Genomic DNA, 22903 nt, shown 5'->3' with positions numbered 1-22903 from the left:
ATTGCTGGCGCGTGGCGGCGGGCAGAAATGATGAGCGAATGTCGCAGCGCGCAGCGAGAGTGATATACTCACTCCATCGTCCACCGTTACCCACGTGTTATGAATCCGATAGAGTCCTTTTTTCGCGATCTTTTTCAACAAGCCCAATTGATGCGTCATCGTTATGGTGTGGTGATTGAAGGCGATGGTCAATGGCAACACACGGTATTGCGCGCTGCGCTTTCAGCGAGCGGCGCTCAATCGGCGGTTTGTCTCGGTCACACTGTCTTTAATCAAGATGACCGTCTCGTTCGTCATCTATCGGCTAAGCAAGGCACTCAGCTACTGGGCCAAGAGATAGAGCTCTTAGTGGTCGCGGTGAACGACGACTTCGATGCCAACAGCGTCAGTGCGGCACTCGGTGCGGTCAAAGGGGGCGGGGTTGTGATATTCACGCTTGATGAGCGCACCGATGCTTCTTCATCGAAAACGTGGTTGCTGCGCTCAATGCAATCCTTGTATTGGTTATCATCCGATAAACCACTCCCCAACATCACGCTGACGAGCGGACAAACTCAAGATCCGTTTATCGAGCAACACTCAGCGATTGAAGCGATTTGTCGCGTGGTGGAAGGCCACAGAAAGCGCCCATTGGTGTTAACGGCAGACCGAGGTCGAGGAAAAAGCAGCGCCTTAGGCATCGCGGCAGCAAGGCTGATGAAGGCTTCTCGAAAACGTCTTCTTGTCTGTGCGCCGAGTTTGGCCGCGACGCGCGCAGTGTTTGAGCACACCGCCTCACAACTTGAGGGCGCTACGGTCAGCAAATCATGTATAGGCTACCAAGAGAGCCAACTGGCGTTTATTGCGCCAGATGAGTTACTTCGCCTGCGCCCGGATTGTGATGCTTTGTGGGTCGATGAAGCGTCTGCGATTCCCATTTCCATGCTTAAACAGATCACAGAGCGTTATCATCGTGTCGTGTTTTCGACCACCATTCACGGCTATGAGGGGTGTGGACGAGGCTTTACGCTCAAATTTTTAGATTGGCTTAAAGTGGCAAGACCGGGGATGGCACAACTTCATCTCCAACAGCCGATTCGCTGGAACGCGGGCGATCCGTTGGAAGCATGGCATTTTTCGACGTTTGCCTTAGACACCGAGTTAGAACCAGCGCCTGCTCAGTTGCCGGAGATAGCGCTCACCTGCATCGACAAAGCGCAGCTGTTGGCAAAACCTGAGTTGCTGCGCCAGTGCTTTGCGCTGTTGGTCAACGCCCATTATCAGACGTCACCTAATGATTTGATGCTTATCCTCGATGAGCCCAGCGTCAACGTTTATGCTCAGTTTGAGTCAGGGACATGCATTGCCTGCGTGTTGACCGTAGATGAGGGCAACATGCCCGCAGAGCTGGTGCAAGACATTGTGCTCGGTAAACGACGCCCCAAAGGTCAATTGGTGCCGAGCACCTTAGCGAATCAATTTGGTATTGAGCGAGCGGCGCAGCAAAAAAGTGTGCGTGTCATGCGAATAGCAGTTCATCCCGATCTACAAAGGCGAGGGGTAGGGCTGGCGGTACTCGCACAGCTTGAAGAGAGCATTGAGTGTGACTTTCTCTCCACCAGCTTTGGCGCCACCGCTGATTTGGTTAAGTTTTGGCGCCAAGCTGGTTTTGCACCGATCAAAGTGAGCAGTCAACGAGACAGCGCCAGCGGTACGCATTCAGTCATTATGATCAAAGGCGATACCGAGTGGCTAGCACAGGTGGCGCAACATTACGCCACGCAATTTCACTATTCTCTCTCGGACAGTTTGCGCCAACTTGAAACTGAGGTCGTCCGTAGTTTGGCGCCAAAAACTAATGCTTCCATTGTCCCTACTGGGACGGCTGCGCTTCTGTTGGGTTATGCAAAAGGTGGGGCGAGTTATGACAGTTGTGCGCCACTGATCGATCGCTTTGCATTCACACACGGTTTTCAGGCGTTCAGCGATGTGATGATAAGAAAGGTATTGCAAAAACAGAGCTGGAGTGAGTGTGCCTTGGCTTTAGGTTTTCCTGGTAAAAAGCAGGTCGAAGCTCAGCTTCGGCTTGATATAGAAACTTGGTTATCTCAATGTTCTGGCTAGTCCAATTTACACTGTAAAATAGACGATAAATTTACAGTGTAAACGGCCACACAATCGAGTCGATTTACACTGTAAAATCTCATTCTATAACACCCTACCTTCAACGCGGTTGCGAACTAGTACTAAAGAACCAGTCAATAAAACACAGTAGAAAATAAGAATTTTTTTCAAAATCGCCTCTATCGGCAACTCACTAAATCTTCGATAGTTTTTATCCCAACGACAAAAATTTTAACCGCAACTTGCTGTATCAAAAGTTAAGTCACATTTGCCAAATGACGAACCTTTCCTAAACTCAATATAAAACTTTGTGCGTAGTGTTTTGTGGCTAGGAAATAAGAATAACAATGAAAAAGGATTGTCTACTTCCTGACGCGCTTGATATCTCAAGTGCGCTCAATGTCGCTGCTGAATCTAAGCAGTGGCTTCATGATCATCGCTCGCTTGTGATTCTCGCCTCCAATGTGGATCGAGTCGACGCCGCGGGCCTACAGGTCCTTGTTTCTCTTTTTCTTAGTGCAGAGCGCGACTCAGTCGAGATACGACTCGACAAGCCGAGCGCCACATTAAAACAAGGAGCAAACGCTTTGGGTTTACAACATTTATTGAAGTTAAGTTCAGACGTTGGAGATGGATCTCATGACTAAAATTCTTGCTGTTGATGATTCTGTATCAATCAGACAAATGGTCAGTCACACCCTGAAAGATGCTGGCTATGAGGTAGAAACTGCAAATGATGGTAAAGACGCGCTGAATAAAGTGATGAGCGCGAAGTTTGACGTTGTGATCTCCGATGTCAACATGCCTAACATGGGTGGCTTTGAGCTGGTTAAAGCGCTGCGAGAGAAACCGCAGTACAAATTTGTGCCGATCCTCATGCTTACCACGGAAACCAGTGCGGATAAAAAGCTGCAGGGCAAACAGGCCGGTGCGACGGGGTGGCTAGTGAAACCATTCAATCCCGATACCTTGCTAAAAACATTGAAGCGCGTGCTGTAGTCAGCGGTTTAGAACAGAGAGCGTTTGAGGGGAAAGTATGTCGCTAGATATGGGTCAACTGCGTAAGATGTTCTATGAAGAGTGTCGGGAAAACCTTGAGACTCTCGAACAGGTGTTGCTCAACCTTGATGCCACAAACATCGACAGTGAAGAGATCAACACAATTTTCCGCGCCGCCCACTCGATTAAAGGCGGAGCCGGCACGTTTGGCTTGCTCGATATCAGCGAGTTTACTCATTCCGTTGAAGCGTATCTGGATTTGGTGCGTAATGGCGAGCGCCAATTAACCCCCGCCAGCATTGATCTCCTGCTGCGCAGTGTTGACTGCATACACTCGTTGCTTGAGGCGCACGAGTCTGGCGTTCCTAATGAATCCAACCTAAAAACTGAGATCAGTCAGGAGCTAGAACGCTTATTAGGTGACGAACCAAGCGTTGAAAGTGAGCCCGACGAGTCATTGGCGGAGGCATCCGATGCGGGTTCTCTACCTTACCACATTACGTTTGCTCCCCATCCTGAACTGTTTTTTAGCGGCAACGACCCGTTACGCATCCTTCGCGAATGTCATGAACTGGATCCGAACATGTCAATTTGCGTCGACACCAGCACCTTACCCATGATTGAGCAACTGGAGGCGGAGCTCTGTTATCTGAAATGGTATCTCGTTATGGATGGTCAGCTCGCGCAAGAAGAGATTAGCGAGATATTCGAATGGGTAGAGGATGAGTGCGATCTCATCATTACGCGAGGAAAACCAGAGAGTGGTGAGCGTGGGGTTGAAGAGACATCGTTAGAAGTCGCCCCATCTGAGTCAATCTCTTCCGCTTCGACGGCGTCTAAGTCCACCGAGTCTGAGCCCATTACACCTAAGCCGATTGCATCTGAGCCCACTGCATCTGAACCTAGCGCAACCAAACCAAGCATTGAGACACCAGCGAAAACCGCGTCCAAGCCGACGAAAACCGAGTCAAGCGTCGGTTCCATTCGGGTAGATATTGATAAAGTCGATAGCTTGATCAACTTGGTGGGCGAACTGGTCATCACGCAATCAATGTTGACGGAAATTGGTAACGATTTTACCCCTGACAAACTGGATAAACTCAAAGCTGGGCTCGAGCAGCTGTTGCAAAACAGCAAGGAGCTGCAAGATAACGTCCTCAATATTCGCATGTTGCCAATGAGCTTTGCCTTTAGTCGCTTCCCCCGCTTGGTTCGAGATTTGTCATCTCGCTTGGACAAACAGGTGGAGTTGGTGATCAAGGGCGAGCACACGGAACTCGACAAAACGGTGTTAGAGCGCATTGTTGATCCGCTCGTGCATTTGGTCCGAAATGGCATTGACCACGGCATAGAGTCACGCCAAACGCGCAGTGAACGAGGTAAACCCGAGGCTGGGATCATTGAGCTTAATGCTTTCCATCAAGGCGGCTCTATCATCATTCAAATATGCGACGATGGCGCCGGACTCGATTGCGATGTGCTGTGGAGAAAAGCGCAGGAAAAAGGCGTTGTCGCGAGCGATGCCAACCGGGACGAGTTTTCCAAACAGCAGGTGATGAACCTGATTTTTTCCCCCGGTTTTTCGACGGCGGAATCGGTCTCAGATATTTCTGGGCGAGGCGTGGGTATGGATGTGGTCAAGCGCAACATTGAAGAATTGGGCGGCCACATCGAGGTGGAATCCGAGCTGGGTAAAGGCAGCCGTTTCACCATCAGCTTACCCCTTACCTTGGCGATTTTGGACGGTCAGCTCATAAAGGTAGCCGACCAAGTGTTTGTCATTCCGTTGCTGACCATCATCGAATCGGTCTCTTTGGATGAGAGCAAGATCAAACGCGCTTCCGGTGGCGTGTTGCTGTATCGCCTACGAGAAGAAAGCATCCCTATCATGAATCTGCAATCCGAGCTTGAACTGGCTCCCGCTACGCCCAGTGAGCACCCCATACTCTGCTTTGTGGAAGCGGCAGGCAATCGCGTTGGGTTATTGGTTGATGAACTGTTAGAGCAGCAACAGGTGGTCATCAAGAGTTTGGAGTCGAACTACAGCAAAGTCTCCGGCATTTCTGGCGCCACCATTTTAGGGGATGGGTCGGTGTCATTGATTTTGGATATTCAGGGATTAATCACCGGCTTTTTGAAAACCCACCTTGATGCGGCGGGCAGTAACGGATTAGCGGCGTAGGGAGATATCATGAATCAAGTGACCGCCATTCAACCAGATACAGACGCGCTAGCTCATGACGCGGCGCTAGTGTCTGGGCAATACAGCGAAGAGCTTGGTGAGCAGAGCGCGGATTTTCTCAGCTTTCTGCTTGCTGACGAGTTGTATGCGGTGCCGATTAAGGATGTCGAAGAGATTCGGGTTTGGGAAAAGCCGACGCCGATACCTCGCGCCCCGGAATTTGTCTGTGGCGTGATCAATATTCGCGGCATGATCGTGCCAGTGACGGATTTAAGACGACGATTTTCGTTAGGTGAATGCCAATACTTGCCGACGACGGTTGTGATTGTATTGCGAGAAGAGGGGGATCAAGGTGAACGCCTGATGGGCGTCGTGGTGGATGCGGTCAGCGATGTGTTGGCGCAAGACGACAAAACCCTTCACCCCTGTGTTGGCGACACGGCCGTGACACCCTATTTGGTTGGGTTGATGAATGTGGGCGAGCAGGTGATGTCCCTGCTTGATATCCACGAGCTGCTCAACATGGACAAAATCTTGAGGGCGAAGTAATGGAAACCCGACATGAGTTTTTGAGTTTCACCCTACAAGATGACGAATACGGCGTGCCGATTTTAGATGTGCGAGAACTACGGGGCTGGTCGCCGGTGCGCAAAGTCCCGAACTCGCCAGACTATTTCAAAGGCGTGTGGGAAATTCGCGGTGAGTACTTACCCATCATTGACCTCAAAATGCGTCTTGGTCTGGGCAAAACCGAGCTGACCGAAGTGACGGTCGTCGTGGTGTTGAGTGATGGTCAAGGCAACCCGTTTGGCATCATGGTTGATGCGGTGTCAGAGGTGTATCCCCTCAGTGACGAGGCCATCAAGGCACCACCTAAAGTGTCGATGGGGGTAGACCAGCGTTTTATTCGGGGGCTCGCTTCGGTGCAAGCAGGTCACCTCATCCTACTGAATATGGAAGCTTTATTGGATGTCGAAAAGCTTTCTGAACTGACTCAACATGAGAGCTGGGTCTAAAGCAAACACTGATAACAATAGAGCATGGCAAGAAGAGGGACAGGTATGGGATTTTGGAACAGAAAGGCAGAGCAAGCTCAGCAATTTTCAACCCCGACGGAAGACACGTTGACTCAAGACTTTACGCTGGATGTGGAGCAAGAGAGCGGCATTTCCAAAGAGCAACTCATGTCTGCACTGAATGCGGCGCAAACCGCGCTGATGATGATTGATCGTGATTTCAAGATTACCTATCTCAATCAGAAGTCTCTGGAACTACTTAAGCACCATGAAGCGCTGTTTCAATCAATGTGGCCGGGTTTTAAGGCAAACGAAGATGAGTTACTCGGGTTCTGTATTGATGCGTTCCACGCTAACCCAAGCCACCAGCGCCAACTTCTTTCCAATCCCAATAATTTACCTTACACCACGACCATTTCGGTCAAAGACGTGAGGATTGAACTCAATGTCGGCGCCATCATAGATGCCAAAGGGCAGTATGTTGGTAATACCTTGGAATGGTCTGATGTCACACAGTCTGAGCAGATAAGCCAAGACATTGCGAGACTCCAAGCCGCTGTTGACCAAGCGCAAACCGCCATGGTGATGATTGACCGAGACTTTTTGATCACCTACATCAACAAAGAGACGCTGACTTTATTTCGCCAGCATGAGGCGACGCTGCGCTCGGTATGGTCTGGATTTACCGCAAGTGCGGAATGGCTTATGGGGCGTTGTATTGATGAATTTCATCAAAACCCCGCACATCAGCGCAAGATGCTGGCCGATCCGAACAATTTACCTTACAGCACCGATATCACCATTGGTGATTTGAAGATTGAGTTGAACGTCGCTGCTATACACGACGCCCAAGGGGCTTACATTGGCAATACGCTAGAGTGGCGCGATGTCACCGATGAGCGGGCAAAAGAAGAAGAGATTGGGCGCCTCGCCTCTGCGGTGGCGGGCATGACGACGAATCTAATGATGGCCGATATGGAAGGGGTGATTACTTACGTCAACCCGGCTTTGCTCACTTTACTCAAATCGCGTGAAGCGGAGCTAAGGCAAGCACTTCCCGGCTTTGATGCCAGCAATTTAGTTGGGCGTAACATCGATGTATTCCATAAGAACCCCGCCCATCAAAAGAGCATCATTGCTAACCCTGACCGCTTGCCATTTAGCTCTAATATTGCGGTCGGAGGACTAGAGTTCAATTTGACCTGTATTGCCATGAAAGATGGTCAGGGCAAGTACATCGGTTCTGCCTTACAGTGGGTGGATATTACCGAACAACAAGATGGGCAGCGTCAGGTCGAGTCTTTGATACAAAAAGCGATCGCCGGTGAGCTGCAAGAGCGGATTGACACCAGTGTGTACAGCGGCTTTATGAAAGAGTTGGGGGATGGCATTAATAGCCTACTCGACACTATGGTGACACCGATAGGGCAGTGCATTGATGTGATGAGCCAAGTGGCGAAAGGGAATCTTAATACGACGATGCCCGAGAGCAATAACGGGGAACTGGGTCGATTGTCTCACTCGGTCAATACCTCGATTCTCAACTTGCGCGATATGGTGGATAAGATCACGCAATCCTCGGCGCGCGTTGCTACCGCCTCATCAGAGATCGCCGAAGGCAACAACGATTTGAGTCAACGAGTGGAAGCTCAAGCCGCGAATCTCGAGCAAACCGCGGCGAGCATGGAACAGATGACAGCAACGGTGAAACAAAATGCCGACAACGCGAAAGGCGTTAACGAATTAGCCGTGGATGCAACGAAAAAAGCCACCAAAGGCGGCCAAGTGGTTGGTCAGGCGGTTTCTGCGATGGCTGACATTAACTCGGCGAGTAAAAAGATTTCCGACATCATTGGCGTAATAGACGAAATTGCGTTTCAAACCAACTTGTTAGCACTTAATGCAGCGGTGGAAGCGGCGCGCGCTGGCGAGCAAGGGCGCGGTTTCGCCGTTGTCGCGGGTGAAGTGCGCAATCTAGCGCAGCGCAGTGCGGCGGCCGCCAAAGAGATCAAGGGCCTTATCAAAGACAGTGTGGAGAAAGTCGATGAAGGTTCACGCTTAGTGGGTGAGTCCGGCGACACACTCAGTGAAATTGTCGAAGCGGTGGAGAAGGTCAACCAGTTGATTGAACAGATTGCCTCTTCCAGTGTGGAGCAATCGACCGGCATTGATGAGATCAATCGAGCCGTCGCGACGATGGACGAAATGACACAGCAGAATGCGTCGCTGGTTGAAGAAACCTCAGCCGCCAGTCAATCGCTCAAAGATGAAGGCAAAGAGTTGCTCAATCTTATGAACTTCTTTGTGACCGATGCCAAAGTGGCCAGTTTTGATTCGCGCAGCAACAAAGCTCCTAACGAAAATAACGTCAGAGAGATTCGCACCAACAAAGCCAGCAACACGGCATTTAAGGTGGAAGAGGAAGGCGACGAATGGGAAGAATTTTGAACACGGAATTGACGCTACCCGAGCAAGAGTTTGAGCTTACGGATAAAGATTTTCACTTTATCCAATGGTTTATGCATAAACACGTGGGCATTTTTCTCTCGGATCAGAAGCGCGCTATGGTCTATGGCCGCGTCAGTCGTCAGTTGCGCCGATTGGGGCTGCGCCGCTTTAGAGAGTATCGCCCGTTGATTGAGAATGACCGTCAGGAGCGAGTCACTTTCATCAATTGTTTGACGACCAATAAAACGTCGTTTTTCCGTGAATACCACCATTTTGAATTTTTGGAGCAGGTACTCAGTCGTCAGTGGCAAGAGCAAGGCAAAAAGCAGGTCGCGGTGTGGTCCGCGGGCTGCTCTAGTGGTGAGGAGCCCTACAGCATTGCCACTTCACTTGCGGCATTTGAACGCAAAGGTCAGTTGGACGAAGTCGTGATTGTTGCGACAGACCTAGATACTGCGGTACTCGAGAAGGCGCAACTTGGCATTTACAGTGATGAGGCACTCAACTCTATTCCTAAGCACTATCTAAAGGGGAACTTTGTTCGAGGTGTGGGACGCCAAAGCGGCCAGATCAAAGTCAAACAGCGACTGATGGATCACGTACAGTTTTCACCACTCAACTTGCTTGAAGCTTGGCCATTTACAGCGAGCTTTGATGTCATATTCTGCCGTAACGTGATGATCTATTTCGACAAAAAAACGCAGGCGCGATTGCTCAAACGCTTTTATCAACAGCTATCCCCTGATGGGGTTCTGTTTTTAGGCCACTCGGAGAGCTTACCTGATGGAGTGGATTGCTTTCATCACCTCGGTCACACAATTTATGTCAAAAAGTAGGAAGCGGTTATGACGCCATACCACGGCCTGAACGTCGACCCGCAAAATGGGGCTTGTCATGTTAGTCGGTTTTATCACCCTATCCGAGAAAAGCACTTTGTCAAAGTGTACCCCGGCGGCGTTTATTGCAGTGAGGCGAGTGACGAGTTGATTGTGACTGGTCTAGGGTCATGCATCTCAGCCTGCATGTGGGATCCCGTCACACGTATCGGCGGCATGAATCACTTTCTCCTGCCTTTTGAGAATCGCAGCCAAATCAAATCTTGGCAGCCGAGCGCGTTGGATTCGAGTGCTTCTCGCTACGGTTGTTATGCGATGGAAATGTTGATCAATCAACTGATTGGTTTGGGTGCCCGTCGGCATCGCTTGGTGGTTAAACTGTTTGGTGGGGCGCAAATGCTCGGCAAAGAATCGATGATAGGGGAGAAAAACGTCAGTTTTATTCTGAGTTATGTTGAGCGCGAGCAATTGGATGTGGTGGCGCAAGATCTTGGGGGAATGGAGCCAAGAAAGATACTCTTTGATCCCTCGATTGGAAAAGTGTGGCTGAAACGGGTGCCCTTTAGTGAAGTGCATACGGTGCATCAACAAGAATCGACCTATGCCTATAAGTTGGAGCACGAACGTGACAATGGCGATGACGCGGAGCTGTTTATATGAAAAAAATCAGAGTATTGGTGGTCGATGATTCGCCGGTATTCCGCGCGATCTTGACTGAGCTGATCAACAGCGATCCGGATCTTGAGGTGGTCGCCAGTGCAGAAGATCCGTATCAAGCTCGGGCTTTGATCAAACAACACAATCCCGACGTGCTGACTCTGGATATCGAAATGCCAAAAATGAATGGCGTTCAGTTCTTAAAAAATCTGATGCGTTTACGGCCGATGCCTGTGGTGATGATCTCCACGTTAACGCAGCACGGCGCAGAGCCGACGCTGGCGGCACTGGAACTCGGGGCGGTGGACTACTTTCCCAAGCCTGCGGTGCAAAACACCGCCGAGATGGTCAATTACAAAAAGCTGGTGAATGAAAAGATCAAAGTCGCCGCAGGCGCTAACGTAGGACGAGAGACAGTGGCACCTGAGGCGCAAAAACTCGATCCTATACGCCAAACCAATCACATTGAGTTGATTGCCATCGGTGCCTCGACGGGAGGGACGGAAGCGGTCAATCAGGTGCTTAAAACCTTGCCTGCCGGTTTGCCGCCGATAGTGATTACCCAGCACATTAGCGCGATGTTTTCCGCCTCGTTTGCGCGCAGGCTCGACGCGAACTCGGATATACAGGTGGCAGAACTTGGCCAGACTCGTGAGGCGCTGAAATCAGGCTGCGCTTATTTAGCCCCCGGCGATAAGCATTTGGTCGTTACCCGACGTGGCGGGCAGTTGTACGCAGAACTTGACGACAGGCCAGCGATCAATCGCCACAAACCCTCTGTGGATGTCATGTTTGATGCCGTTGCCGAGACGTTAGGCGAGCACGCGATCGGTATCTTGCTCACTGGTATGGGTAAAGACGGTGCGCGAGGCATGTTGAAGATAAAGCAGCAAGGCGCGCCGACCATTGCTCAAGATGAGTTGAGCTCAGTGGTGTGGGGAATGCCGGGCGCCGCGGTGCATTTGGGTGCTGCGGAGTACGTTCTCGGGCTGCATAAAATACCGAAACAGATTTGTCAGTTGGTGAGCCTATGAAGAAAAAGAGAATACTGAGTCATCGCGTACGCTGCGCGCTCGCGGTGCTTATTCAAGTGCTGCTGTTGGGTGTGGGGGTGAGTTATGCGCCGTCTCAGCTTCAACTCGCCTTAATGATCGCCGTGGCGGCGGTGCCTTGGATTGTCTTAGCCAAGTCACGCCCGATGCCAACAGAGAGCGCTGCGTCTTCACAGGCACCCTCGAGCGATGATCCTAACCCTGCTCGGGAAGCGGCGTTGGGGCACATCTTGCAACGTGTTATCCCTCAATTATCGGATCCGCTTAGCCATCAACGCAGCGTGGTAGACGAATCAGTAGACACCTTAAATGAAAGCTATTTTGAATTGCAAAAGCTGGCGGAAGAGCAGAGCCAAGTGACGAGTGAGTTGGTGGAAACCTTGCTGGGTAATCACGGCAGCGATCATGACATCAGCCAAGTGTTACCGAAAACCGAAGCCATTATTCGCCACTTTGTGGACACCTTAGTGATCGTCTCGGAAAAAAGTATTTCTGCGGTGCACAGCATTCACGATATGTCAGACAAGCTCGATTCGGTGTTTAAGTTACTCAACCAAGTGCGCGGGTTATCCGAGCAGACCAACTTACTGGCGCTCAATGCGGCGATTGAAGCGGCTCGAGCGGGAGAGGCAGGGCGCGGGTTTGCCGTCGTCGCCGATGAAGTACGCCACCTTTCGGTCAAAGCGGAAGAGCTAAATAACCAAATTGAGCGCGAAATTAACACCGCGCAAGCCACGGTACAAGAGGCCAACAAAACCGTTGGGGAGATGGCCTCCATCGATATGACGGAAGCGATCGAATCGAAAGAAAAAGTCGATGACATGTTGCGAGGCGTGCAGCAGCTCAATGTGTCGGTTGAACAAGAAGTCCACAAAATCAAGCACAGCGGTGATCTGCTCAGTGTTCAGGTTGCCAACGGCATTCGCGCCCTGCAATTTGCTGACATCATTACGCAGCAAGGGGAGTACGCGCAAGGTAGCGTGGCGTTTATCCAACAGCTGGCCGATCTGACGCTGGCATGGACAGAACGCACCCTCAGTGACGCTGAGTTTGCGAGTGAACTGCACGCATTGCTCGAACAGGTTGAGCAAAGAGGTTCACCGGCGGCAACGCAAGCAAACATTGATGAAGGCGAAGTTGAGCTGTTTTAATCCACCAAGGGGGCAATATGTCGGTTAAGTCTACAGTGAATTCAGGCTCACGTGAGGTGACCATTACCATTGAAGGGGCGTTTGGGTTTAACCTCGTTCAAGATTTTCGGCGCTGCTATACAGACAAACACAGTTATCGGTTTACGATTGATTTACGCAAAGTCGACTATATCGACAGTGCAGGGCTTGGGATGCTGTTAAACATGCACAATTATCTTGGGCAGCCCGATGGGGCGATTCGCATCACTAACACCTTGCCACAGGTGCGAAAAATCCTCGCCATTTCCCGTTTCGATAAGAAGTTCTCGATAGAGTAAGGACTGCCTATGCATGTCATGATCATCGATGACCACGCCACCAACCGTGAGCTGTGTCGTTTTATTCTCGATCACATCACCGAACGCATTACCATGTTTGAAAATGGCCAAGGGGTGGTGGAGGCGATGCAACAGATGGATTCGATGCCGGATCTGATTTTGTTGGATGTCATGATGCCGGTGAAAGATGGGTTCACTACCGCGCAAGAAGTCAGAGAAGCCTTTCCTAACGTCCACATTCCGATCATTTTCTTAACCGCTTTGGATGATCGCGCCTCTTTTGAGCGCTGCCTCGCCTTTGGTGATGACTTTATCCTCAAACCGGTGGAGCGCAATGTCCTCATTGCCAAAGTGCAAGCGCACTATCGGATTGTCAAAATGCACAATGAAGTGATGCAGCAGCGTGATGAACTGAGCCAGTTCCATGAACAAGTACGGTACGACTATTCGATTGCCGAGTCGATTTTTGCCAATCTCGCTCAAGAGATGAGCCGCCAGGTCAGCAATGTGTACGGCATCCATTATTTGTCGACCCCCTCAACCATCTTTAACGGTGATTTAATTGTTCTTGCAAAGCGGCCACACGGTGGTGTCTATGTGATGATCGCTGACGCCACAGGACACGGCTTACCGGCGGCGATCTCCGCGCTACCTGCGACGCGCGCATTCTTTACGATGGCGGCGAAAGGATTACCGCTCGGGGAAATTGTTACCGAAATCAACGAAGTGTTGGTGCGTTTCCTTCCGATGGGAATGATGCTTGCCGCCAGCGTGTTTGAAGTAAGAGCCAATGGCTTTGAAGTCTCTTGGTGGGGCGGCGGTTTGCCTGATGGGTATATTGTCGATCCTGGAGGCGAGATTGTCAGCCGTTTAGTCTCAAGCCACATGCCGTTGGGCGTGCTTGAGCCGCACGAGTTTGAAGCCGACATTGTGCACTACAAACTGGAGCCTGATCAGCAGATCGTTTGCTACACCGATGGCGTGATTGAAGCCGCCAGCCCCAACAATGAACAGTTTGGCGCCAAGCGCCTTGAGGCCTGTTTCACAGGTCAGCGCGCGGTCATCCCAACGCTGTATGAAGCGGTACAAGCCTTTAGCAATCAAGAGGTGCGTGACGATTTATCCATTTTGACCATGCATTTCCCCATTACTGTAGCGGAAGAAGAGGCTTGTCAAACGGTAGAGCAGCAGAGACGTCAAGTGCCGATACATGCCAGTCTGCAATTTGACGGCCATAAGTTGCGTCACCTGTCGGTAATGGCCGAAGTTAGGCAATTTTTACAGGGAATGTTATCGGGTGGTCCACATCTGGATCTGATTTGTTCGGTGGCCTCTGAGCTCTTTTCTAATGCCATCGAGCATGGTTTGCTCAAGCTTGATTCCTCGGTAAAAGATGACCCCGACGGCTTTTTTACCTATTACCAGCAGCGAGAGGATAAACTCAAGCAGCTTGAAGACAGTGCCTGGGTCAAACTTGAGCTCGATTATCAGCCTGACAGTGAGAAGGTCACCATGATTTTGCTTCATAACGGCGAGGGATTTGACTACGAAAAACGCCAGCAAGTTCAAGACGGACACACCTATGGCCGAGGTATCGTTCTCGCCACAGAACTGTGTGACTCGCTGCAATATAGCGAACAAGGGCGCAAAGTGACCGCGATCTATTCATTAAACGCGCCGCACCATTTTCCGCTTTCCGCATGATGCGCAGAGAAGCCTGAAGAGAAGCATCGCGACCGACTGATTATCCACCCAATGAGTGGATGGCGCACTCAACCATAAGATGGGCCGATAAACGGAACTGGTAAACTTTACACTGTAAATAGCGTTGATGGACGTTTCTACAACAAAAGTTCAGTGACCTATGCCTGAATTTGTCACACATTCCATACTGTGTCAGTATCAAATTGAATAGACTGGACAGGTTAAGTGGGTTAAGCAGGTCAGTTATGTGGGACAAGTTAGTATCTCTGTCAGAAGATGAGCAGGGAGTGGTCGCGAAGCTATTGCCAGACATCAGTGTGGATGGAAATTTCGATACGCGTGGATTAGATTCCGCGTTAGCCAATATTGGCGCCAGTGATTTTTATCTGATGGAAGAGGCGGTGAACCGCTTTATCAAGTGTGCGAGAGAAGCGAAAAGTGAAGCGTATGTGGGCTTTCCTATCGCTGAAGTGCGTGACGCGACGGTGGAAGTGGTGCTCTCAGAACACGACATGCTGGCCAGTATGGTGGTGACCGGCGCTTACAAAGGCCAACCTCTGAAAGGACCGCAAATCGTGCATGCCTTGGCGCAATCCCATGTCACTAAAGGCATCAATAAGCTCGCACTGAAAAAAGTGTTGGTGATGAGCCATCAACTCAAACCCGGTGAAACCTTCACTCAACCTGTCGCCAAAGGCAAAAATCCCATCCAAGGCAAAGACGCCAAGTTTGTTCCTTTAGTCAAAGACCCTGCTAGACAAGTGCTCGCTCCCAAAGAATCAGATCAAGATGGGGGCAAAGTGGACATGCTCAACTTAGGCGAGACCATCACCGTCTCAGCAAATGATCCCCTTATGAAACGTGTACCTGCGACGAAAGGGACACCAGGTATGACAGTACAAGGTAAGGTGATTCCGCCTAAGCCTGGTAACGATGCCATGCTCAAAGCGGGCAAAGGCACGAAAGTGAATCCCAACAATCCCAATGTATTGCTGGCTGAGGTATCCGGTATGCCGGTGCTCAAAGAGCGCAGCGTGGAAGTGGAAGATGCACTCTGCTTACCGACCATAGGTGTGGCGACGGGTCATGTTAAATTCAAAGGCAACGTGGTGGTGTTTGGCAACATTGAATCGGATATGGTCGTTCGGGCAACCGGATCACTCACGGTGGGTGGATTTATTGAATCGGCGGATGTTCAAGCGCAAGGTGACATTGAAGTTGCCAAAGGCATCATTGGTCACAATGTCTCTGAAGGCGAAGAAAAGAGCTGTGTGGTGAAGTCGGGCGGCAGCATAAAGGCCAATTATGCACAGTTCAGTGAGTTACAAGCTGGACAAGATATTATTCTCAATGTCCACAGTATGAACAACGCCATTCGCTGTGGTCGCCACCTGGTTGTCGCCGATAGCAGCGAAAAACACGGCACCTTAAGCGGCGGCAGTGCCAAGGTGGGTGGAAAAATCACCTGCGTCGAGCTGGGTGTGGAAGGCGACACCGCGACACATGTTCAGGCGTTTGCGCGCTTTCAGATGTACAAAGATCGCCAAGCCAAGCTCAAAGAACAATATACTCAAGCACAAGAAGCGACCATGGCGGTGGTGCGTAAAGAGCTGGAGTTGAAAAAAATTCCGAAATCTCAACGGACGCCAGAGCAAGAAGAAGAGGTAGAAACGCTCAAACGAGAGAGCAACGCACACCTTGAGAAAGTCAAACGTGCCCGTGATGGCAATGAAGCGGAATTGACCTCTGCACTTGAAGACAACACCATAGAGGTAAAAGGTAAGGTGTTCACCCATGTTACGGTGCAATATGGGGAAGAGAAAGTGATCACTAAGCGCGTCCACGGCCCTAGCATCTTCTCGTTCAATCAGTTTGAAATCAAATGCTCATCTATGTTCGAAGAAGAGGATATCGAACAAGAAGCCTAACGACGTTCACAAGATGTGCAGCCGCGGCAGGCCGAGCGAGTGTGTTTATCCAGCTTGCTGCGCTGTACTTTACAATAAGCATTTTTTAGCGCACGTCGCGCTGAAAACCAATCATCAGGCTTTTGTAAAATAAGATTACCCCCAAACCGCTTCACCAACTCGGTACGATTCTGCTCGATAAACGTGCGGTCATAGCCTATCTCAAAATAATCCAATGCCTGTTCGATAGAGGTGAAACTGGCGAGGGTTTCTGTTATCGAGTCGGTCATTCGCTTAATCGCTTCTTTCGTTCAGAATGGGTGTCCTATTATTGAACACTCGTTCACCATTGTCTACGATAGTAAGACACTCTCCACAATGGATATGGCAACAATGACGAAGACTTATGCGTTTGATGTCTATGGCACTTTGATTGACACACATTTTGTGGCGACTCAACTGGAAGCGTGGCGTCCGGGGCTGGGGCAGACCATGAGTGTGACTTGGCGAAATAAGCAGCTCGAATACGCGTTTCGACGCGGGTTGATGAACGAGTATGTGCCGTTTTCAACCTGCACCGAACAAGCGCTGGATTACACATGCGCCGCCCATCAAACAATCTTGTCGCCAGAGCAGAAAGCGCAGCTTCTCGACCTCTATCTTCGCTTGCCCTGTTTTGATGATGTCCAAGAAAGCCTAGCCTCACTGGTAGCGAAAGGGCATCGGCTGGTCGCTTTTTCTAATGGTGAACAACACAGTGTTGAGACGTTGCTGCGCCGCGCGGGCATTCGGGACGAGTTTGCGCAGATAATCAGCTGTGAAAAGGTCAAAACCTTTAAGCCCAACCCATCTGTCTATCAGCATCTTCTGTCGGTCACCCAAGACAACGACACCTATTTAGTCTCGAGCAATCCGTTTGACGTGCTGGGTGCGCAATCAGCCGGTATTAAAACCGTCTGGTTGCAGCGCAGCGTGGATGTGCCTTTTGATCCGTGGGGAGTTGAGCCCGATCGCGTTATTCGTCGTTTGACCGAGCTGTAAAAAAGATAGCCGCCTAGGGCGGCTATCTCAGTTAGCTTGTGATTGGCACCACGAGGATATCAATCGGTGACTTATTGATGAGGTGGCGGGAGTAGGAGACAATTTTGCTCCAAAAGTCCTGATGGTGGCCACAAATCAACAGATCAAAGCTGTGTTCTTTAATGGTGTACGTTAATTTCTCACTGAGATCGCCGGTACCGACAAGGAAGTGCTTGATCGGGACAGGTGAATCGGTTTGAAACTTCTCTAGCCATTGGTTGTTGTTTTCGTTCAAAGGTCGACGGCTAGGATCGGCTTGAATATCGACCAAATCAGGGTAGATTTCCCCATGTGTGCCATCGATATGGATGAACGAGACTTGTGCACCCACTATCTCAGCGAGAGACGCGGCGCGTTCAATGAGAACGTTACTCTCTTCAGACAGCTCTAGTGCAACTAGGATATGTTTGTATTTCATAACCACGCCCTCTTACGTCATTGTTTACCCTATAAGCATAGTATTTCTGTGGAAAAAGATGTGTCGGATAGGTCTCGTAATAGCTTGAAAATACCGATCTATCATTTAGATTTTGCCGATTTTTGTCGTTGCGCTCTGGCCTAAAAATGGGAAATATCCTGATAAATATCTAACCTTATTTAGTGCCTAATGGTTCGAGTACACTCAAGTCAGAATCATAAATAAAGAGAATGAACTATGACCTTTCCATCCGATTTTCTTTGGGGCGGAGCCATTGCGGCTAACCAGGTAGAGGGCGCTTACCTCACTGGTGGCAAAGGGCTTTCCACCGCTGATATGCTGCCAAAAGGGATCTTAAACCCACATCAGACCCGCGAAGCGCGTACTGAGGGGATCAAAGATCTTGCCATCGATTTTTATCATCGTTATCCAGAAGACATCGCTTTGTTTGAGGAGATGGGGTTCAACTGCCTTCGTCTATCCATTGCTTGGACGCGTATCTTTCCGCAAGGCGATGAAACCGAGCCGTGTGAAGAAGGGCTCGCCTACTATGACCGACTATTTGACGAATTGGCCGCCCACGGGATGACACCGTTTGTCACGCTTTCACACTACGAAATGCCTTACGCCCTAGTGGAAAATTACGGCGGGTGGGGTAGCCGAGAAGTGATTACCTTCTTTGAGCGCTATGCGCGCAGCGTATTTACGCGCTACAAGGAGAAAGTGAAGCTTTGGCTTACCTTTAATGAAATCAATATGTCGTTGCATGCGCCGTTTACTGGGGTTGGACTTCAAGAAGATGCGAGCGAACAGGCGATCTACCAAGCGATCCACCATCAGCTAGTGGCCAACGCCAAAGCTGTGCAGCTCTGTCATGACATCATCCCTGACGCGAAAATCGGCAACATGCTGCTCGGCGCGATTAACTACCCCTACACCTGTAATCCTGATGACGTTTTGGCGGCGATGGATGAGAACAATAAGTGGCTCTTCTTTGGCGATGTGCAGACCCGCGGTAAGTACCCAGGTTATATGTTGCGTTATTTCCGTGATAACGGAATCACCATCGAGATGGAAGCAGGGGACATCGAAACCCTAGCGGCGGCGAGTGTCGACTTTATTTCCTTCAGTTATTACGCCAGTGGGTGTGCGAGTGCCGATCCGAAGCAAAAAGAGGTGGGCAATATCGTCGACAGTGTCCCAAATCCGTATCTGGAAAAGAGTCAGTGGGGCTGGTTGATTGACCCTAAAGGATTGCGCATTCTGCTCAACTTCCTCCACGATCGCTACCAAAAGCCACTGTTTATCGTTGAGAATGGTCTCGGTGCGCGTGATACCGTGACTGACGAAGGTGAGGTGATCGACGACTACCGTATCGCGTACCTGCGTGATCATTTGGTGCAAGCGCATGAGGCGATACTAGATGGCGTCGAGCTAATGGGCTTTACCAGCTGGGGGCCAATTGACTTAGTCGCGAACTCTACCGCAGAGATGAGCAAGCGCTATGGCTATATCTATGTCGATCGCCACGATGACGGCTCGGGTACCTTGATGCGCCTGCGCAAAAAGAGCTTCTATTGGTATCAAGAGGTCATCAAAACCAATGGGCAGGCGCTCTTGACTCAAGAGTGATGAAGTCAGCAGGATGCCGTAGTATTGGGCATCCTTAGCACGGACCGCTTAGAAGATTGAGCGACTGAGAAGCACATAAACACATAAGCACACAAACATAGAAACAAGGGGCGCTGCTGCGCCTCTTATTGTGCTTGCTGCGTCTGGAGGAAGAAATCCAACGCGGAGTGAAGGTTGGCTCGGCGCTGCTCGATATTATCGTCATTCATTCCAAGAAATGTGGGGTAGAAGGTGCGACCTTTCACTAACGCCAGTAGATTCGTCGCGAGTTCGCGCGCGTTTTGCTGCGGCAGTGTGTTGTGTGCCATGGCGTCGCTTAGCCAATGCTCCATTGGGCAAGTTTTGATCTGTTCAAGATCGTTGAGATGACAACTGCCATGACACATGGCTTCAATCGTGATGGCCACCAGCAGGCGGCGGCGCTCGCAGCTTAAGACAAAATCCAACTGCTGATCGAAAATATCAAACAGCTGAGATTTAATGCTACGGGTCGGATCAAACGGCGGCAATTTTTGCGTCTCTTGCTCTTGGTGCAAAATGTGTTCGACGACATTCTGATAGAGCTTCTCTTTCGAGCCGTAATGGGCATAGATGGTAGGCTTTGACGTGCCAGCGCATTTGGCGACAGCTTCAAGCGAGGCACCTTGCACACCAAAATCCTGGTAGCACTCCATTGCTGCCTGAATAATATTCTGCCGAGTTTTTTCGCTTCGTTGACTTCTTTTATCCATACAAAGGTCAGAGCAGTGTTCTAATTTCTTCCATGTGGTCATTGTGTTAACGCTACCATAAGCATGGTCCTACCAGTATGCCCGTCGCTGAGAGTTGAGAGCTGACTCAACATTGCGACACTCGATTGCCGAGATTATCCGCGGCTAAGGATTTGGTTTAGCCCTTCAACCAGATTCACAATGGGCTCAATCTTGCGCCCGACCAGCTCATACGCGTAAGGATCGTTGACCACAAACTGGTTGGCCTCTAACCCGGTGACCGCGAGATAGCCCTCGATCTCAGATTTGACCATCAGCGTCGCGACCGGCACTTCTAGCACTTTCTTATCCCGATCAAGGACATAGACAAAGCTTTGGGTCTCTTTGGTATGCACCGCCTGTTTAGGGACAAACAGGGTCGCCTGGCGTTCTATGGCGTTGAGGTAGAGCTCGGTTTTACTCCCCACCAGTAACTGATTATCAGAATTAGTAAAGGTGGCATAGGCGGAGAGTGTCTGGGCTTGTTCGGTGGTTTTGCTGTCGACAAAACTGAGCGTGCCATCAATAAATTGACCGTTGGCATTTTTTACCGACACTGTCGGTGGCGTGTGCGCTGCGGGATCACTCAGTGTCGTTAGGTAGGGGTAGAGCACGTCATTCGGCGCACTGAAATGGAGCTCCACATCAGAGACGGCGATCAACTCTGTTAACTCCTGACCTTTGGTGACGAAGTTCCCGGCACTGACCAGAATTTGCCCCACTTTGCCTGAAAAGGGCGCGACGATGGTGGTATCGACGAGCGCTTCTTGGGCGACAAGCAGATTCTTTCTCGTCGCGTCAATGGCTTGCCGAGCGCCGTCGAGTCGTTCACCGCGCGTCACGCCGGATTTCGTTAAATCAAGGATATTGTCGAGCGCGCGTTGGTATTCCTCTTGGGCGGCTTGAACCGCTAAACGAGCGAAGGTGGTATTAAATTCAAACAGCGGCGTGCCCTTTTTAACCACCGCACCATCGTTGACCAAGACATTGGTAATCTTGCCTTCCTGATCCGACAGAATCTTCGTGTATTCAGACGCTTGGAACTCACCGGAGAGCTTCTCGAGCCGGATCGCTTGCTTCTCTATCGGCAACTGAACTTGATACGCGTTGGATTGATAACGTTCGCTGGCGTTAGACAGTTGGCAGGTGACACTGAGAGTGGCCGCCGCGCCAAACAGAACGCTGAGGGTGAGTGCTAGAGGCTTCATGTTATCCCTAAACCTTGTGGTCGTTGATCCCAAAACGAGATGGCCGCTGGGCGGCTCGAGATGATTATGCAACATAGATTATTTTAACTTTACCGTTAAGTAAAGTTTTATTGATGGTTTGAATGGGTTGCGTAGGGCGTGCTTTTTATCACTCAGTGAAAATGTAGGTGCTCTTTGTGCTCACTATTCTCGCCTTGTAAGAATATAATTTGAACTCACTCTATGACCCAGTTAGAAAAGAATTGACCATGAAAAACGGCAGCGGCCAAGTGAACGAGAAAATCTTACAACTGCTCATGCAGGTAGCGGTCAACGACGAGCCGGTGACCGCCAAAATCTTGAGTCATCAGCTCGGGACACCACTGAGCAGTTTGTATCGCCACCTAAAAATGTTGAAAGAGTGGAATCTGATTGAAGAGAGTACGCACGACAAGACCTTGATCATCGGTCCGGCAGCTTTGATGTTGATGCGCAGTTACCAATCGAGTCAAAGTGAGCTGGAGTCAGTGTCTGCGGTGCTCAGACGCCTACAAAAGCAGACGGGCGAAATGGCCGCTTACATGGTGCCTGTTGGGTATCGTGCTCTGTGCGTCAGCCGAAAAGAGAGCATGCAAGCACTTAGGTGCAGTTATGTCGAAGGGCAGAGTCAGCCGCTGCTGCATGGCGCTTCATCGAAAGTGATGTTGGCGTATATGCCGAGCGCGCGCTGCGAGAAAATATTGCGTTATTTTGGCCAAGAGTTGCAATGGGACGCTTGGCAGACCAAATTGGACGCGATTCGAGCCCAAGGGTATGCGGTCAGTACCTCTGAAATTGATCCCGGTGTGTCTGGTATTAGCGCGCCGGTGTTAAAGGGCAGCAAACTTGTTGGCGCTGTGTCGGTGATGGCACCGGCTCATCGCGTTGAGATGAACGAGCAAAAAATTGTACTTCATGTATTGCAGGCAGCGAGAGCTCTGCCTCCTGAAAGGTAAAGGATATGTTTAGGCTATTTCAACGGCGCAAGCTACACAGTATTACTGGGCTCTGTTGCGACAAACTCACCTTGCTCAGTGTCAGTGAACAGATCAAACCGATGAGCCAAGTGGAGTTTGATATGGCCAACCAGAGCTTGGAAGAGCTCTACGATTGGCTGGCAGATAAAGTCTCGACCAATATTGGCTATGGCGGTCATTTCAATCTCCAACAAGGGGCCAAACATCGCTTGCTTGATAACGTTGCCGCGTTGATGGAATCGGCCAGTTTACCTGTGCTCTTTGCCAATGACGGTGAAAGCTTACTGCATGCGCTGCCGATGGTGGCGAGTCAAGGCAGAGAGCTGGGGTTTATCCATATCAGCCGCAGCTTGGATATCAAACCGACTCTAGAGCCTGAGAAAGGCTCGCTGTTTCATTTTGTCTTGCAGCGCAGTCAGGTGCTGAGTGGAAGTGTTGGGATGCTTGTA

21 protein-coding genes and 1 pseudogene are annotated in these 22903 nt (G+C 50.3%); 18 read left to right on the top strand and 4 right to left on the bottom strand.

The window, feature by feature from the left end; translation table 11 throughout:
• The first annotated feature begins 99 nt into the window (after positions 1–99).
• From AC6R0S_RS03910 to AC6R0S_RS03845, 14 genes are all read left to right on the top strand, one after another.
• On the top strand, positions 100–2103 hold the full coding sequence (locus AC6R0S_RS03910; protein ID WP_500633158.1) for a tRNA(Met) cytidine acetyltransferase TmcA: 2004 nt from the start codon (positions 100–102) through the stop codon (positions 2101–2103).
• A gap of 347 nt (positions 2104–2450) precedes the next feature.
• Positions 2451–2750: an STAS domain-containing protein gene (locus AC6R0S_RS03905; protein WP_500633157.1), complete on the top strand. Its 300-nt coding sequence runs from the start codon at positions 2451–2453 to the stop codon at positions 2748–2750.
• Positions 2743–3102, top strand: coding sequence for a response regulator (locus tag AC6R0S_RS03900; RefSeq protein WP_334553027.1), 360 nt, complete (start codon positions 2743–2745; stop codon positions 3100–3102). Before AC6R0S_RS03905 ends, AC6R0S_RS03900 begins: the two co-directional genes overlap by 8 nt.
• 37 nt (positions 3103–3139) lie before the next feature.
• Positions 3140–5284, top strand: a complete 2145-nt coding sequence (locus AC6R0S_RS03895) for a chemotaxis protein CheA (RefSeq protein ID WP_500633156.1) — start codon at positions 3140–3142, stop codon at positions 5282–5284.
• A gap of 9 nt (positions 5285–5293) precedes the next feature.
• Positions 5294–5833: a chemotaxis protein CheW gene (locus AC6R0S_RS03890; RefSeq protein ID WP_500630980.1), complete on the top strand. Its 540-nt coding sequence runs from the start codon at positions 5294–5296 to the stop codon at positions 5831–5833.
• A complete protein-coding gene (locus AC6R0S_RS03885) occupies positions 5833–6300 on the top strand; it encodes a chemotaxis protein CheW (RefSeq protein ID WP_500633155.1) in 468 nt (155 codons plus the stop codon). The genes AC6R0S_RS03890 and AC6R0S_RS03885 overlap by 1 nt, the downstream gene beginning before the upstream one ends.
• A 45-nt stretch (positions 6301–6345) precedes the next feature.
• Positions 6346–8748: an aerotaxis transducer Aer2 gene (aer2, locus tag AC6R0S_RS03880; RefSeq protein WP_500637253.1), complete on the top strand. Its 2403-nt coding sequence runs from the start codon at positions 6346–6348 to the stop codon at positions 8746–8748.
• A complete protein-coding gene (locus tag AC6R0S_RS03875; RefSeq protein WP_500629182.1) occupies positions 8733–9584 on the top strand; it encodes a CheR family methyltransferase in 852 nt (283 codons plus the stop codon). The genes aer2 and AC6R0S_RS03875 overlap by 16 nt, the downstream gene beginning before the upstream one ends.
• A 9-nt stretch (positions 9585–9593) precedes the next feature.
• The gene (locus AC6R0S_RS03870) at positions 9594–10244 is read left to right on the top strand and encodes a chemotaxis protein CheD (protein ID WP_500629181.1); all 651 of its coding nucleotides are present in this window, start codon (positions 9594–9596) and stop codon (positions 10242–10244) included.
• Positions 10241–11275 carry a protein-glutamate methylesterase/protein-glutamine glutaminase gene (locus AC6R0S_RS03865; protein WP_500637252.1) on the top strand — a complete coding sequence of 345 codons (1035 nt, stop codon included), beginning with the start codon at positions 10241–10243 and terminating at the stop codon, positions 11273–11275. Before AC6R0S_RS03870 ends, AC6R0S_RS03865 begins: the two co-directional genes overlap by 4 nt.
• Complete coding sequence (locus tag AC6R0S_RS03860) at positions 11272–12444, top strand: methyl-accepting chemotaxis protein (RefSeq protein WP_500629179.1); 1173 nt, start codon at positions 11272–11274, stop codon at positions 12442–12444. The genes AC6R0S_RS03865 and AC6R0S_RS03860 overlap by 4 nt, the downstream gene beginning before the upstream one ends.
• 17 nt (positions 12445–12461) lie before the next feature.
• Positions 12462–12761, top strand: coding sequence for an STAS domain-containing protein (locus tag AC6R0S_RS03855; RefSeq protein WP_334553042.1), 300 nt, complete (start codon positions 12462–12464; stop codon positions 12759–12761).
• 9 nt (positions 12762–12770) lie between these two features.
• A complete protein-coding gene (locus AC6R0S_RS03850) occupies positions 12771–14465 on the top strand; it encodes a SpoIIE family protein phosphatase (protein WP_500630974.1) in 1695 nt (564 codons plus the stop codon).
• A gap of 245 nt (positions 14466–14710) precedes the next feature.
• On the top strand, positions 14711–16393 hold the full coding sequence (locus AC6R0S_RS03845) for a flagellar assembly protein A (RefSeq protein WP_500629177.1): 1683 nt from the start codon (positions 14711–14713) through the stop codon (positions 16391–16393).
• Here the strand turns inward: AC6R0S_RS03845 and AC6R0S_RS03840 are convergent.
• The gene (locus tag AC6R0S_RS03840; RefSeq protein WP_487902471.1) at positions 16390–16662 is read right to left on the bottom strand and encodes a nitrogenase-stabilizing/protective protein NifW; all 273 of its coding nucleotides are present in this window, start codon (positions 16660–16662) and stop codon (positions 16390–16392) included. The two genes, AC6R0S_RS03845 and AC6R0S_RS03840, sit on opposite strands and share 4 nt — an antisense overlap.
• Positions 16663–16765: 103 nt before the next feature.
• Here AC6R0S_RS03840 and AC6R0S_RS03835 point away from each other — a divergent pair, with 103 nt between their 5' ends.
• Complete coding sequence (locus tag AC6R0S_RS03835; protein WP_500629176.1) at positions 16766–17413, top strand: haloacid dehalogenase type II; 648 nt, start codon at positions 16766–16768, stop codon at positions 17411–17413.
• Positions 17414–17444: 31 nt separating this feature from the next.
• Here the strand turns inward: AC6R0S_RS03835 and AC6R0S_RS03830 are convergent, their stop codons facing one another.
• Entirely contained in the window at positions 17445–17870 is a 426-nt protein-coding gene (locus AC6R0S_RS03830; RefSeq protein WP_500629175.1) for a universal stress protein, read from the bottom strand.
• Positions 17871–18107: 237 nt separating this feature from the next.
• Here AC6R0S_RS03830 and AC6R0S_RS03825 point away from each other — a divergent pair, with 237 nt between their 5' ends.
• Positions 18108–19502, top strand: coding sequence for a glycoside hydrolase family 1 protein (locus AC6R0S_RS03825; RefSeq protein WP_500629174.1), 1395 nt, complete (start codon positions 18108–18110; stop codon positions 19500–19502).
• Between the two features lie 125 nt (positions 19503–19627).
• Here the strand turns inward: AC6R0S_RS03825 and AC6R0S_RS03820 are convergent, their stop codons facing one another.
• Positions 19628–20233 (bottom strand): TetR/AcrR family transcriptional regulator, encoded by a 606-nt coding sequence (locus AC6R0S_RS03820; protein WP_334568186.1) that lies wholly within the window; start codon positions 20231–20233, stop codon positions 19628–19630.
• A gap of 134 nt (positions 20234–20367) precedes the next feature.
• The gene (locus AC6R0S_RS03815; protein ID WP_500637251.1) at positions 20368–21459 is read right to left on the bottom strand and encodes an efflux RND transporter periplasmic adaptor subunit; all 1092 of its coding nucleotides are present in this window, start codon (positions 21457–21459) and stop codon (positions 20368–20370) included.
• A 248-nt stretch (positions 21460–21707) separates the two neighbouring features.
• Here AC6R0S_RS03815 and AC6R0S_RS03810 point away from each other — a divergent pair, with 248 nt between their 5' ends.
• Both AC6R0S_RS03810 and AC6R0S_RS03805 read left to right on the top strand, forming a co-directional pair.
• Entirely contained in the window at positions 21708–22433 is a 726-nt protein-coding gene (locus AC6R0S_RS03810; protein WP_500637250.1) for an IclR family transcriptional regulator, read from the top strand.
• 5 nt (positions 22434–22438) lie between these two features.
• A pseudogene (locus tag AC6R0S_RS03805) lies at positions 22439–22903 on the top strand (arginase); the annotation flags it as partial.

Source organism: Vibrio sp. R15-SG3-ISO1B, from assembly GCF_059833835.1.
The sequence above is the reverse complement of the archived record's forward strand: the minus strand, read 5'-3'. Positions and strand labels throughout refer to the sequence as shown.

Coding starts and splice junctions, on each gene's coding strand:
- AC6R0S_RS03910 (WP_500633158.1), top strand. CDS start 100: ATGAATCCGATAGAGTCCTTTTTTCGCGATCTTTTTCAACAAGCCCAA.
- AC6R0S_RS03905 (WP_500633157.1), top strand. CDS start 2,451: ATGAAAAAGGATTGTCTACTTCCTGACGCGCTTGATATCTCAAGTGCG.
- AC6R0S_RS03900 (WP_334553027.1), top strand. CDS start 2,743: ATGACTAAAATTCTTGCTGTTGATGATTCTGTATCAATCAGACAAATG.
- AC6R0S_RS03895 (WP_500633156.1), top strand. CDS start 3,140: ATGTCGCTAGATATGGGTCAACTGCGTAAGATGTTCTATGAAGAGTGT.
- AC6R0S_RS03890 (WP_500630980.1), top strand. CDS start 5,294: ATGAATCAAGTGACCGCCATTCAACCAGATACAGACGCGCTAGCTCAT.
- AC6R0S_RS03885 (WP_500633155.1), top strand. CDS start 5,833: ATGGAAACCCGACATGAGTTTTTGAGTTTCACCCTACAAGATGACGAA.
- aer2 (WP_500637253.1), top strand. CDS start 6,346: ATGGGATTTTGGAACAGAAAGGCAGAGCAAGCTCAGCAATTTTCAACC.
- AC6R0S_RS03875 (WP_500629182.1), top strand. CDS start 8,733: ATGGGAAGAATTTTGAACACGGAATTGACGCTACCCGAGCAAGAGTTT.
- AC6R0S_RS03870 (WP_500629181.1), top strand. CDS start 9,594: ATGACGCCATACCACGGCCTGAACGTCGACCCGCAAAATGGGGCTTGT.
- AC6R0S_RS03865 (WP_500637252.1), top strand. CDS start 10,241: ATGAAAAAAATCAGAGTATTGGTGGTCGATGATTCGCCGGTATTCCGC.
- AC6R0S_RS03860 (WP_500629179.1), top strand. CDS start 11,272: ATGAAGAAAAAGAGAATACTGAGTCATCGCGTACGCTGCGCGCTCGCG.
- AC6R0S_RS03855 (WP_334553042.1), top strand. CDS start 12,462: ATGTCGGTTAAGTCTACAGTGAATTCAGGCTCACGTGAGGTGACCATT.
- AC6R0S_RS03850 (WP_500630974.1), top strand. CDS start 12,771: ATGCATGTCATGATCATCGATGACCACGCCACCAACCGTGAGCTGTGT.
- AC6R0S_RS03845 (WP_500629177.1), top strand. CDS start 14,711: ATGTGGGACAAGTTAGTATCTCTGTCAGAAGATGAGCAGGGAGTGGTC.
- AC6R0S_RS03840 (WP_487902471.1), bottom strand. CDS start 16,662: ATGACCGACTCGATAACAGAAACCCTCGCCAGTTTCACCTCTATCGAA.
- AC6R0S_RS03835 (WP_500629176.1), top strand. CDS start 16,766: ATGACGAAGACTTATGCGTTTGATGTCTATGGCACTTTGATTGACACA.
- AC6R0S_RS03830 (WP_500629175.1), bottom strand. CDS start 17,870: ATGAAATACAAACATATCCTAGTTGCACTAGAGCTGTCTGAAGAGAGT.
- AC6R0S_RS03825 (WP_500629174.1), top strand. CDS start 18,108: ATGACCTTTCCATCCGATTTTCTTTGGGGCGGAGCCATTGCGGCTAAC.
- AC6R0S_RS03820 (WP_334568186.1), bottom strand. CDS start 20,233: ATGGATAAAAGAAGTCAACGAAGCGAAAAAACTCGGCAGAATATTATT.
- AC6R0S_RS03815 (WP_500637251.1), bottom strand. CDS start 21,459: ATGAAGCCTCTAGCACTCACCCTCAGCGTTCTGTTTGGCGCGGCGGCC.
- AC6R0S_RS03810 (WP_500637250.1), top strand. CDS start 21,708: ATGAAAAACGGCAGCGGCCAAGTGAACGAGAAAATCTTACAACTGCTC.